Below are 12,615 nucleotides of genomic sequence, written 5' to 3' on the forward strand. Positions count from 1 at the left end.
TAGGTCTGCAGCGAGCCAGAATAGAATTCGCGCGTGGGTGCAAGCAACCAAGAAAAGGCGATAACGATATGGGGGGACGCGTACTCGAATTCGGTCGATGCAATGACAGCTTTTCTGTCGCAGCGGCTGCGCGGCATTTGCTATGCAGCACCGATAATCGCCGAGTTTCCGTTTCGATTGCGCGGCCGCGCCCTGTTCAACACTCAGCGCCCCGCCGGCGTCCAGATACGAATGTCCGTCGCCTTCAACGCCGCTGGAATCAACCCCGCCGCACGATACGTATCGGCGATCCGCTGCTGTTCGCCGAGCTGCTCGCGCCGCACCGGCACGATTGCATAGCTGCGCCGGCTGTTCGCGAGTTCGACAGTCGGCGTCGGCAGATTGCCCCACACTGGCGCGAGAATCTGCGCGGCCTCCTGCGGATGCGCCTTCACCCACTTACCGGTTGTGCTCAGCTCGTCGAAAACGACACGCAGCACATCCGGATGACGTTCCGCGAACGAAGTCGTCGCCGTGTAAAAACGGTTGTACTGCGCGATTCCGTCGGAACCGTCGGCGACTACACGCACATGCGCGTCGCGCTGCTGCGCGGCGAGGAACGGATCCCAGATCGCCCACGCATCGACGTTGCCGCCGCGAAACGCCGCAAGCGCATCGGGCGCTTCGAGGTAACGGACCTGTATGTCGTTGATCGTCAGCCCCGCCTTCGCGAGTGCGGCCAGCAACAGGAAATTGCAGCCCGATCCCTTCGATACCGCGACGCGTTTGCCCTTCAGATCCGCGATCGTATGGATCGGCGAATCGGATGGCACGATGATCGCCTGCGCGGACGGCGCCGACGTTTCCTCCGCGTAGTACGTGAGCGGTGCATTAGCCGCCTGCGTGAACAGCGCGAATGCATCGGCGACGTCCGCGTGCAGATCGACACTGCCCGCGTTCAACGACTGCAACAGACCCGTCGAGAACTCGTGCCAACTGACGTCGTAGCCGAGCGCGCCGAGCTTCTTCTCCAGTTCGCCGGTGCGCTTGAGCAGCAAAAACAGCGTTGACGAACGCTGATAGCTGATCGACACGGTCTCGCGCGCATCCGCATCCTGCGGCGCAAACAGCGCGCAGATCAACGATGCACAGGCAAGCGCGAAACCCACGACGAAGGTTCTCGAACGCGAGCGTTGAAAGAAATGCCAAAACAGAAAATGAAATGCACGCATCGATCGGATTCCCGTTGATCAGGTTGACGAGAGAACCGACCACTATATAAACAACACGTCCCGCACCAAATGCCAATTTCATCGATCGATATCGGCAGAAGTTAGAACCCTCCGCGCACGACGACGGGCATCATGATCGACCGGTCATCGGCCGTTTTTCTGCGGAGCCTTCTCTTTCATGTCGACTTTCCCGGCCCGCTTCGGCATCTGGGCGCTTGTTCACGGCAGCCGCGCGGCGCTGCAGGATCCCGACGAACCGTACGACGCATCCTGGGCGCGCAATCGCGCCCTCGTACTCGAAGCGGAGCGTCTCGGCTACGACTCGGTGCTCGTCGCGCAGCACACGATGAATCCGCACGACCCGAACCTCGACCAGCTCGAGGCGTGGACCGCATCGGCGGCACTCGCCGCGCTGACGTCGCGCATCGAGATCATCGCGGCGATCAAGCCATACCTGTACCACCCGGTCGTGCTCGCGAAGATGGCGCAGCAGATCGAGCACATCAGCGGCGGCCGCTTCGCGCTGAATCTGGTCAATGCATGGAACCGCCCTGAACTGGAACGCGCGGGCATCGGCTTCGCGGAGCACGACGCGCGCTATGCGTACGGACGCGAATGGATTACCGTGGTCGACGCGTTGTTGCGCGGCGAACGCACGCAATTCGCAGGCGAGCACTTTCGCATCGACGATTACCTGCTACGGCCCACCGATCCATTTCGGGCGCGGCCACGTATTTACGTAGGCGGCGAATCGGAACCAGCGCGTGCACTGGTCGCCGATGCAGGCGACGTGTGGTTCATCAATGGCCAGCCGCTCGACGACGTCGCCTCATTGATCGCCGACGTGTCGCGCCGCCCGCGTCCGGACAACGCGGCACCGCTGCGCTTCGGATTATCCGCGTTCGTGATTGCACGCGAATCGGATGCACTCGCCGACGATCATCTCGCGCATCTCTTCGCACTTGCCGCGCAGGATGCACCGCTACGCGCGCAGCAGAAAGAAAACATCGATCCGAACGCCGTGATGTTCAAGACGTTCGCGCAGTCACCGCGCGTCGGTTCTAACGGCGGCACGGCAGCAGGACTGGTCGGCAGCTACGACACGGTTGCGCGAAGGATCGTCGCGTTTCGCCGCGCGGGCATCGAACTCTTCATGCTGCAATTCCAGCCGTTCGAAGCCGACATGAAGCGCTTCGCCGAAGAAGTGATCCCACGCGTGCGTGCGCTCGAAGCAACGACGTAAACGCTCAAGGTGCTGCCGCTCCATTCAATTGCCTGTGTGGCTGCAGGCAGCAGACGCATGAACAGCAGTCGGAATTTGCTCAACGTTGAGCCTGTCCAGGTGAATGAATTTTTTATTTTTTCTGCCTTATTTTTATTCCCATTCTTATGCCTTCGGTTCTACGGATCTAAAAAATAACAAAACCAATCCTTCCGAAATATCACGAGCGTGTCATTGATTCTGCCTAACGTGATCTCCCAGCGACGAGCTTGAACTTCGGTTCCTTAACCTGCAGTCCTGGGAGAACGTTGAAATGCCGCGCACTACCCCCTTTGCATCACGCCTCAAGACATTAGCTGCAGTTGCACTGTTCGGCCTCGCATCCGTCGGCGCGCACGCCGATGTGCCGAACCCGCTCACTGAAATCACGCAGAGCGGCTACTCGCCGCTGTACCTCGGCGTCGATGCCGAAACCGCCACGGTGCCGTCGAACCCAACGACCGCAGGTGGCCCGGCAACGGTGAGCCGTGCGTACGTCACGCGAATCGATCTGTGGGCACCGGGTGTATCGGTGGAAACGACTGGCCACAGCGGTCCGCTGATGACGACGGCCGAAACGATTTCGCAATTTGCAGCGCGCACCGGCGTGCGCCTCGCGATCAACGCGAACTTCTTCGCGCCGTGCTGCAACGCGCAGCCGGAGCCGAAGACGGTGATCGGTCTGCTCGTGTCGCACGGCCAGGTGGTCAGCCCGCTGACGACCGACCCGACGCAAAGCGAAGCCGTGCTCGCGATCACGCGCACGAAGCGCGCGTATATCAAGAACGCACCGGACATCTCGAAGCAGGAACTGCAACTGATCGACTCGGCGGTGTCGGGCTCGGCCATCCTGCTGAAGAACGGCCAGGACGTCAGCGCGCAAAGCCCGAACGAAGGCGATCCGCTGAATCCGAATCCGCGCACCCTCGCCGGCCTGTCGCATGACGGTCGCTTTCTGTACTTCGTCGCCATCGACGGCCGCGTGACCGGTTACTCGGCGGGCACGACCAACGCGCAATCCGCGAAGCTGATGCAAGCGATCGGCGCGACCGATGCGATCAACCTCGACGGCGGCGGTTCGACGGAACTGGTGCGCGCCGATCAGATCGGCCAGCCGTTCATCGTCAACACGCCGAGCGGCGGCGCGGAGCGCTTCGACGCGTCGGCGATCGGCGTGCATGCAATCAAGCTGCCGCTGTCGGGCTCGGGTTTCCCGTTCTGATAGCGCGTGTCGGCACGCAATCGCTGCCGAAATGACTGTCTGATTCCCATCAAATGGGATGGGAATCAGACTGACTGTATTTATAGAGTGATTCTGAAAGCCCGCCGATATACCAATGAATCATTGGTTCTTACTCGGGTGAATGCCGTCAATAACCGGGTACAGAATTCAATTCAGTAGAGCTCGCGCGAACGCCGCCAGTCCTGCACCGCGCGCAGCACCTTTCCCCACGGCGGATCGGCAAACAGGATCAACGCGACGGCCGCGAGTGCGCCGCACACGAGAAACGTCCCGCGATAGCCGAGCCCCGCAACCAGCAATCCCGACAGCACGCCGGACAGGATCGAACCGACCCGCGCCGAGTTGAAGAACAGCGCGGTCGCGACGCCAGGCGTGCGCGGCATCAGGTCCTGCACGTAGATCATCCCGAGGCACGACGTCACCGCGACGACGAACGCGTTCAGCGCCTGCATCGGAATCAGCACCGGGATCGAGCCGGCCGACGCGAGCGCGATGAAGTACACCACGTGCACCGCCGCGCACGCAGCGAGCCAGCGTAGTTTGTTCAGCGACGCGCCACGTGCACCGAGCGCGAGCATCATCGGGATTTCGAGGAACGCGCCGAGGCCGAGCATGATCGACACGTCGATGCGCGCACCGCCGAGGCCATGCACGACGTACAGCGGCAGCACGATCATCGTCGCGTTGGCTGCAAGGCCGATCAGCGTCAGCGCGACCACCGAGCGCCAGATGAGTCGCGACGGCGCGACCGGATGCACGAAGTCGGGCTGCACCGGTGTCTCGGGCTCGTGCGTGGTCACTTCGAGCGACGACGCGGGATCGCCCGCGACATGCCCCGGCTGTTCGTGAACGACGCCGCCCGGCGTGTCGCGCATCCGCCAGACGATCACGCCGCAGCCCGCGAAGCTCGCCGCCGCGAACAGGAACAGCCCGTAGAAGTCCGACGCCGCGAGCACCAGTGCGCCCACCGACGGCCCGAATACCCACGCGCCGGACAGCACCGTGCGTAGCGTCGCGGTCGCGAACGTGCGCTCCGCTTCGTTGCGCACGGGTAGCGCCGCGCGTCCGAACGAAAACACCAGCGACATCGCCGAGCCGCCCGCACCGAGAAACAGCACGCCGATCAGCAGCAGCAACCGGTAGTCGCGCACGAAACACAGCGAGACGAAGCCGAGCGTCGCCGCGATCAGCGCGGCGAGCAGCAACGCTCGATGATGGCCGTGACGGTCGGACCACTTGCCGGCCCACGCGCTCGCCGCGACACCGCTCGCGGCGATCACTGTCATGAAGAGCCCAAGCTGTAGGGGTGTCATCGCCGCCCGTTCGACGCCGAACAGCGACAGGTATGGCGCGGTGAACGACATTGCCACGCCGAGCATCAGGGTGGCGCCGGCAAGCGGGACAAAAGAGGGAATACGGGTGAGATCGGCGAGTCGGGAGTTCATCGAGAACGGGAACGGGGTATGGAGACCGTGGGGTGGGCCGGCCGCGGCGATCGACGCGATCATCCGGTCGCTCGCGGCAAAACCTCGATGTTAAGCCTTTCGGGCCGCGACTGCGATGGCGGCGCTCGACGATTCCTCTCGCGGATCTGCGTTCTTCTATTTCGCGCACGCGCTCGTGACTTCGTTCGCGCTGCGCAACGTAGTACACGCGTGGCAGGTGCATCGCGCTCATGTCGATGCATTTGCGACGACTCATCGACGGATGCGTAGCGAAAAGTATCGGTCTCGATGAACACGATTGCGCACCCTCACAGTGCGTGTGCATCCGCATGTGTGCGTGTTCGTGCACACGCATTGCGACGCATGCATCGAAAGCTCACATGACGCGTAAGCATCCTATGCATTGCGGGTTGACGGCAATGTAATCACCAACGATTCACATTCTGCGAACTATAGTGTCGAGGGATCATTGCTCAGGAGCCTCACCTATGTTCAGGAAACGAATTCGTGCTGTACGTGCTGTACTGTTCGCTGTGTCGATCGCTGCGCTCTCGACGGCCTCGCACGCGCAGTACACCACCGACTGGCTCGCCAACACGTACGGCACGATCGCAACTCACGTGGGCAACGGCGCGCGCTCGATGTGGGTCGCGCCGGAAGGCGTCGTCTACACCGCGTCGCTGTGGGATGAAAACGAAGGCGGCGTCGCGATCTATCAGAACGGCCAGAGCGCAGGATCGATCGGCATTCACAACGAGTTTCAGGGCAGCGCGATCACCGGCAACGCGACGTCGATTTTCGCAGCGCTGCAATACAGCTCGTCGTATGGCAGCGGCGCGGTGGGGCGCTACAACCGTACGACGCAGACACGCGATCTGCTGATCTCCGTCAGCGCGACGACGACCGCGACGCGCGGCGACGTCGTCACCGGGCTCGCAACATCGGGTTCACTGCTCTACGCGAGCGATCTGCCGGGCAATCGTGTGCGGGTCTATACGACCGACGGCACATGGCAACGCGACATCAGTGTGGCGAGCCCAGGCGCGCTCGCAATCGATGGCACGGGCAACGTGTGGGTCGCACAGCAGAGCCTCGGCACGGTCACCGAATTCAGCGCGGCCGGCGCGTTGATGAACACGATCCAGATGCCCACGTCGTCGCAGCCGTCGGCACTCTATTTCGATGCATCGACGGGATTGCTGCTGGTCGGCGATCAGGGCCCCGACATGAACATCAAGCAGTACAACGTGTCGGGCACGCCGACGCTCGCGGGAACGTTCGGCGTTCAGGGCGGCTACCTCGACAGCACGACCGGTACCAAAGGCCAGGTCGGCGACAAGCGCTTCACGCGCATCACCGGCATCGGCAAGGACGCGGCGGGCAACCTGTATGTGTTGAACAATCCGTGGGGCGGTACGTGGGACCTCGGCCGCAACGGCGGCACCGATATCCACTCGTACGACAGCACGGGCGCGCTGCGCTGGAAGCTGCAGGCGCTGAACTTCGAGGGCGTCGCTGCACCGGACCCGGTCACCGACGGCGCGTACTTCTATAGCGGCACCAACATCTACACCGGCACTGCAGGCGGCACCTTCGTCGCGAACACGGTCGATCCGTTCACCTACCCGTCGGACCCGCGCATCAACCCGAACGACACGCAACGCGACGAACATTTCGGGCAACTGGTCAGCGTCGGCGGGAATCGTCTTCTTGTCGCGACCGGGCAGAATCCCGCGATCTACTACCTGTTCCACTTCAATGCGGCGAACGGCTACATCGCGATCCCGGATGCGGCGATTCCCGGCCCCGCGTTCAATACGACTGCGCCGGTCACCGGCGGCTTCAGTCTCGACAGCAAGGGCGACGTGTGGGCCGGTCTCGACCGGACCAACCACATCTACCACTACCCGCTGACCGGCTTCGATGCGACCGGCAAACCGACGTGGGGTCCCGGCATCGCGATCTACATTCCGCTGAGCATCCGGCCGCTGACGCGCATCATCTATCTCGCGGAGAGCGATACGATGATCCTCGCGCAAGGCATTGTCGGCAGCACGGACTGGACGTCGATCGGCACGCGCATCGAGGTGTATCACGGCTGGAGCGCGGGCAACAAGACCGCGCCGAATCCGGTGATCACGCTGACGAATGCGAATCCGAAGTCGATCACCGCTGCCGGAAATTATCTGTTCGTCGGTTACGTGCACACGGTGCCGAACATCGATGCGTATGATCTCAACAGCGGCAGCCTCGCGACCACGCTGATCAACACGAACACCAGCGCAGTCGATACGGGTGCTGACGTCGATTCGATGTATGGGTTACGCGCGTACCTGCGCTCGACCGGCGAGTACGTCGTGACGAAGGACAACTACAACGGCTCGAGCATCGTCGTTTATCACTGGACGCCTTGACGCGCGACGCCCTGTGCGTTAGCTAACGCCAAGGCACGCGACAACCCGGCCGCGCCCCGCGGCCGGTTCGATCGTCATCGAGCCTGCCGAGCGCACGCATAGGTGGTTCACAAGGCGCAGCCCGAAGCCCGCATCGGCGGTCTGATCGAAGTCCGCCGGAAAACCACGTCCACCGTCCTCGACGACGATCACCACCTGCTCCGGTGTGCGTCGCGCGCTGACCGCGATATCGCCCGAGCCATACTTGATCGCGTTCGTCACCAGTTCGGTGACGATCGAGCCGATCGACATCAACGCATCGTCTCGCACCGAAAACGGCTCCGTCGATAACAGTTCGAGACAGCGTTCGTCGTGCGGCGACAGCAACGCGGCCTGCAGATCACGTACGAGGTTTTCGAGGTACGGCACGACGTCGCGCTCGCGCGGTGCATCGTGTCCGTACAGATGACCGTGAATGCGCGCGAGACTGTCGATGCGTTCCACCGCGAGCGTCAGCGCGCGACGCACTTCCTCGCTGTCCGATTGCCGCGCCTGCAACTGCAGCGTGCACGAAATCAGGTTCAGGCTGTTGCGCACGCGATGATGCACCTCGCGCATCTGCAGCACGTGCATCGACGCTTCGTCGTCGCGTGGGCTCGGGTCGTTCGATGAATCTGTGTTCGTCATCTCGTTCATGATGATGTCGCGGGCGACGATGTCATGTCGATTCGTCGCCGGCGCGAGGCCTTGTCTGGGGTTGCGTTTCATGCGTTGCGGGCGCTTCTGTGTTCTGCGCTATGTGCCGCGTCTGCTGCGCATGCGTGGTGGTCTCCGCGCGCGTTCCCGTCAACCTGTCGATGGCTGCGCGGATCGTCCCGTTGACTTCCCGCGCTGCCGCCTTGATATATTCGTGATCCATTGCAGCTTCCTCACGACGCTCCGCATTGATCTGACTAGCCATGCCGGACCGGATGGCTGCGAATGTAGCGCCGCGTCTTTGCCGTGCACAGATTTCAGCGGACTAGATCGACTGGTACTTTCGTACCTTCTTGCAGTTCTGCGCCATCCTCCCCGCTGTCATAACGCCATCGATCACCGTCATTGCGCGGATTCCGTCACCGCAACATCACGTCATCCTGCACTCCTTCAGTCGTTCGAAAGAAACCCGCCACGCGCGATATGCATAGCTCAAAAGCTTTCTTGTCCCGCCCCATTCGCTCGACAAGAATGTCCGTTCCCGTTCGACAAATCCCTCACCGAACACCGGACACGCTCATGTCGCAGCCGCTCAGTCTCGAACTCGATTCCGCCACGCTCGCCGAGCAGTACGATCGTTTCGGCACGCGTCAGTACCATCACGGCCTCGGCCTGCTCGATGCGCTCGATGTGCGTGCGGGCGAAGCCGTGCTCGACGTCGGCTGCGGCACGGGCCTGCTCACCGAAGCGACCGCCGAACGCACCGGCGCGAACGGCGAAGTACTCGGCATCGATCCGCTGCCGCTGCGCGTCGAACGCGCACGGCAACGCGCAGACGGACGCTTCGAGGTACGCATCGGCCGCGCGGAAGCACTCGACGACTTGCCCGATGCGCACTACGACGTGGTGTATTTCAACAGCGTGATTCACTGGATAGCCGATCAGCAGAAAGCGTTGCAACACGCGTTTCGCGTACTGAAACCTGGCGGACGCGTCGGCTTCACGACGATGCCCGCCGACGTCCCGCACGATCTGCACCTGGTGCTGCGCACGCTGCTCGACAACGAGTCTGGCTGGCACGAAGCGGCGGTCGGCGCACCAAACAAGCTCACGCGGGAACGCGCCGCGTTGCTCCTTGCTGCAACCGGGTTTCAGGCGACGCTCAATGAAATCCGCGAATTCGACGATGCATTCGATACCGTCGACGACGTGATCGCCTTCAGCCGCGCAAGCTCGTTCGGCAACTTCTTCGCTGCGCTGCCCGCCGACGACACCGCGCGGCTACGCGAACGCCTCGGCGCCGCACTCGAAACACGGCGCGGACCACGCGGTCTGCAATTGACCCGCCGCCTGATCTTCGCGACCGCACGCAAGCCGCTCGTGCAATAAAACACGCACCGCCCACGTCTTATTCACGCTCATCGAATCCATGCGCTATCCCCGCTTCCTCACGTTGCTGTTCGCGTTCGCCGCGCTGTCGGCGACTGCACTCCCCGCTCACGCCGACAAACCCTCGACGATCCGCATCGGCGTCGCGCAACAGGGTGCCGGCGATCCACCCACGTTCGGCGGCTCGCCCGCCGCAACCGTGCAGCTTCAGCAACTCGTCGAAAAAGAATTCGCCGCGGACGGCATCAAGGTCGAATGGCTGTTTTTCAAAGGCGCGGGCCCGGCGGTCAACGAGGCCATCGCCGACAAGTCGCTCGACTTCGCGTTTCAGGGCGATCTGCCGTCGGTACTCGGACGCGCGAACGGATTGAAGACGCACATCCTGCTCGAATCGGGTGTGCGGGTCGGCATCAAGATCGGCGTGCCGCCCGACTCGACGATCCGTACGATCCAGGATCTGAAGGGCCGCCGCGTGTCGATCTTTCGCGGGACCAATCTGCAGCTCGTCGCCGATAACGTGCTCGCCGCCAATCATCTCGACGAACGCGATCTGCGCGTGATCAATCTCGACACGGCGAGTTCACTTGCAGCGCTCGCATCGAAAGGCATCGACGCGTCGGTCAACGACTATCACCTGTACAAGCTGCGCGATCAGGGTCTCGCGAAGATCGTCTACGAGTCGCAGACCGACGGCCCGCAATTCACGCGGCAATCGCATCTGCTGGTACTCGACGATTTTTCGCAAGCACACCCGGACATCGTCCAGCGCGTGGTGAACGCGTTCGTGAAAGGCGCGCAATGGTCGTCGGATGAAGCGAACCGTACTGCGCTCTTCAAGCTGTGGGCGAAGAGCGGCGTCAGCGAAGCATCATGGCAGGCGGAGTTCGCGAACCAGACGCTGAAGGACCGCAATTCACCGCTGATCGATCCGTTCATCGTCGGGCGCTACAAGGCGGTCGCGCAGAATGCGCTGCGGTTGAAGCTGATCCGTCAACCGATCGAAGTGGACGGCTGGTTCGACACGCGTTACCTCGACAACGCGCTGCGCACGCAGAAGCTCGATCGCTACTGGACTCGCTACGACGCCGCGGGCAAACCGATCTGATTCCTTCAATTCACGACGCGAGTGCGACGATGAGCGAAACGGCCCTCTCCCTGCAACCGACTCACGGCGAAGCGTCCGCGCATGCAACGACAGGCGTCGAAGCACCGCGACCTGCGCGTCGCTTGTTGCGCTCGTTTGCGTGGCACATCGCGCCGTTTCTGCTGCCGGCTGCGCTGTTCGGGCTGTGGAGCATCGGTTGTGCGCGCGGCTGGATCGCGCCGCAAATTCTGCCGCCGCCGGAGCGTGTCTACGATACGTTCGTCGAGCTTGCGCGCAGCGGCGATCTCGCGCGCAACACGCTGATCAGCGTGCAGCGCGTGCTGTTCGGTTTTGGCGCGGGGACACTCGCGGGGTTCGCGATCGGCGCTGCGCTCGGGTTATCGCGCACGCTCGAAGCGTATGTACTACCGAGCTTCAACGCGCTTGTACAGATTCCGGTACTTGGCTGGTTGCCGTTTCTGTTGCTGCTGGTTGGCGTCGGTGAGCCGCTCAAATATCTGCTGATTGCGCATGCGGCGCTTGTGCCGGTCACCTTGAGCACCTTGCAGGGATTCCGGCAGACACCCGCATCGCTCGACGAAGTCGCGCGCGTATTCGAGTACCGGCGCTGGCAGCGAATCGTCTATCTGGTGTTGCCCGCCGCCGTGCCGACGCTCGCAACCGGCGTGCGGCTCGCGTTCACGAAGGCATGGCTCGCGCTCGTCGTGGTCGAACTGGTCGCGTCGTCCGAAGGGCTTGGCTATCTGATCGTCTACGGACGGCAGCTGTTTCAGCTGGACCTGGTGATGGCGTCGGTCGTGGTCGTCGGTGCGGTCGGCTTCGCGATGAACCGTCTGCTCGATGCACTCGAAAAGCGTCTGCGACGTGGGCAACCTTCAGCATTTCGCGAGTGACGCGTTCGCATTCTCGATCAAGGATTCTGCCGATGCTGCCTACTCCGTTCACGCTTCTTGCCCATCTGCGTTCACGTCGTAGCGACGGACCGCCGGCCTGCTCGTGTGAAACGGCCGACGCGTCTGCCGCTCAATCGCGCAAGCGCTCAACGCGGTCAGCAAGCACGGCCATCGCGACACGTAAAGCACAGCGCATCGACCTACGTGGCGCAGTCCTGCCGCTGATCGCGATCGCGTTGTGGTGGGCGATCAGCGCTGCACATCTCGTGAAAAGCGGCCTCGTCGTCAGTCCCGCTGACGTCGCGCACACCGCGTGGGAACAGATCTCCAGCGGCGCGCTCGTCCGCGCGCTGTCCGCATCGCTCGCGCGCGAAGCAAGCGGCTTCGCGATCGGCACACTCGCCGGCCTCGTCCTCGGCGCGACGCTCGGGTTGTCGCGCGTCGCAGCGCGGATCGTCGCGCCCAGCTTCGACACGTTCAAACAGATCTCGCTGTTCGCGTGGATTCCGCTGATTTCCGTGTGGTTCGGCCTCGGCGATGCGGCGAAGGTCGTGTTCCTGTCGCTTGCCGCGTTGCTGCCGGTTGCCGCGCACACGTGCGACGGCATCCATACGGTGCCACGCGCGTACATCGAGGTCGCGCGCGCGTTCCGCTATTCGCGCATGCAGTTGATCCGCTACGTGATCTTGCCTGCCGCACTGCCGTCGATTTTCACGGGCCTCTATCTCGCGCTGATCTATTCGTGGCTCGCGACGCTCGGTGCCGAATATCTGCTGGTCGCGGGCAGCGGCATCGGCAACACGCTGATCGACGGCAGCGAGCAGTTCCGGATGGATCTCGTGCTGTTCGGGATCATCGTCGTCGGCTTGACCGGCTGGGCGCTGAACGCGCTTGCCCGCGCGCTGGAGCGCGCCGTGTTCGCGCGGCGGCCTGGATTGTCGGCACGTGCCGCGTCGTCCGCTCCGGTCTAACCTGGCCC

11 protein-coding genes are annotated in these 12,615 nt (G+C 62.9%); 7 read left to right on the forward strand and 4 right to left on the reverse strand.

Annotated elements, in window-relative coordinates:
- Positions 1 to 203 precede the first annotated feature (203 nt).
- Entirely contained in the window at positions 204 to 1,148 is a 945-nt protein-coding gene (locus tag E1748_RS02720; protein ID WP_240766267.1) for an aliphatic sulfonate ABC transporter substrate-binding protein, read from the reverse strand.
- A gap of 241 nt (positions 1,149 to 1,389) precedes the next feature.
- Between E1748_RS02720 and E1748_RS02725 the strand changes: the two genes are divergently transcribed.
- Positions 1,390 to 2,454, forward strand: a complete 1,065-nt coding sequence (locus E1748_RS02725; RefSeq protein WP_133645610.1) for an LLM class flavin-dependent oxidoreductase — start codon at positions 1,390 to 1,392, stop codon at positions 2,452 to 2,454.
- Between the two features lie 292 nt (positions 2,455 to 2,746).
- Positions 2,747 to 3,694, forward strand: a complete 948-nt coding sequence (locus E1748_RS02730; protein ID WP_133645611.1) for a phosphodiester glycosidase family protein — start codon at positions 2,747 to 2,749, stop codon at positions 3,692 to 3,694.
- A 173-nt stretch (positions 3,695 to 3,867) separates the two neighbouring features.
- On the opposite strand, the gene E1748_RS02735 is transcribed toward E1748_RS02730, so the two are convergent.
- Positions 3,868 to 5,160 (reverse strand): sugar efflux transporter, encoded by a 1,293-nt coding sequence (locus tag E1748_RS02735; RefSeq protein WP_133645612.1) that lies wholly within the window; start codon positions 5,158 to 5,160, stop codon positions 3,868 to 3,870.
- Between the two features lie 488 nt (positions 5,161 to 5,648).
- Here E1748_RS02735 and E1748_RS02740 point away from each other — a divergent pair, with 488 nt between their 5' ends.
- Entirely contained in the window at positions 5,649 to 7,574 is a 1,926-nt protein-coding gene (locus E1748_RS02740; RefSeq protein WP_133645613.1) for an SMP-30/gluconolactonase/LRE family protein, read from the forward strand.
- Positions 7,575 to 7,592: 18 nt separating this feature from the next.
- Here the strand turns inward: E1748_RS02740 and E1748_RS02745 are convergent, their stop codons facing one another.
- Together E1748_RS02745 and E1748_RS31405 are read right to left on the reverse strand one after the other, a co-directional pair.
- Complete coding sequence (locus E1748_RS02745; protein WP_166653494.1) at positions 7,593 to 8,249, reverse strand: sensor histidine kinase; 657 nt, start codon at positions 8,247 to 8,249, stop codon at positions 7,593 to 7,595.
- A gap of 22 nt (positions 8,250 to 8,271) precedes the next feature.
- On the reverse strand, positions 8,272 to 8,514 hold the full coding sequence (locus tag E1748_RS31405) for a hypothetical protein (protein WP_166653495.1): 243 nt from the start codon (positions 8,512 to 8,514) through the stop codon (positions 8,272 to 8,274).
- A 314-nt stretch (positions 8,515 to 8,828) separates the two neighbouring features.
- Between E1748_RS31405 and E1748_RS02750 the strand changes: the two genes are divergently transcribed.
- The 4 genes from E1748_RS02750 to E1748_RS02765 are packed head-to-tail and all read left to right on the forward strand — an operon-like array spanning position 8,829 to position 12,607.
- Positions 8,829 to 9,638 carry a class I SAM-dependent methyltransferase gene (locus E1748_RS02750; protein WP_133645615.1) on the forward strand — a complete coding sequence of 270 codons (810 nt, stop codon included), beginning with the start codon at positions 8,829 to 8,831 and terminating at the stop codon, positions 9,636 to 9,638.
- Between the two features lie 40 nt (positions 9,639 to 9,678).
- Complete coding sequence (locus tag E1748_RS02755; protein ID WP_133645616.1) at positions 9,679 to 10,743, forward strand: ABC transporter substrate-binding protein; 1,065 nt, start codon at positions 9,679 to 9,681, stop codon at positions 10,741 to 10,743.
- Between the two features lie 29 nt (positions 10,744 to 10,772).
- Positions 10,773 to 11,636 carry an ABC transporter permease gene (locus E1748_RS02760; protein WP_133645617.1) on the forward strand — a complete coding sequence of 288 codons (864 nt, stop codon included), beginning with the start codon at positions 10,773 to 10,775 and terminating at the stop codon, positions 11,634 to 11,636.
- Positions 11,637 to 11,668: 32 nt separating this feature from the next.
- Entirely contained in the window at positions 11,669 to 12,607 is a 939-nt protein-coding gene (locus tag E1748_RS02765; protein ID WP_133645618.1) for an ABC transporter permease, read from the forward strand.
- Positions 12,608 to 12,615 lie beyond the last annotated feature (8 nt).

Source organism: Paraburkholderia flava (assembly GCF_004359985.1).
Taxonomy (GTDB): Bacteria; Pseudomonadota; Gammaproteobacteria; order Burkholderiales; family Burkholderiaceae; genus Paraburkholderia; species Paraburkholderia flava.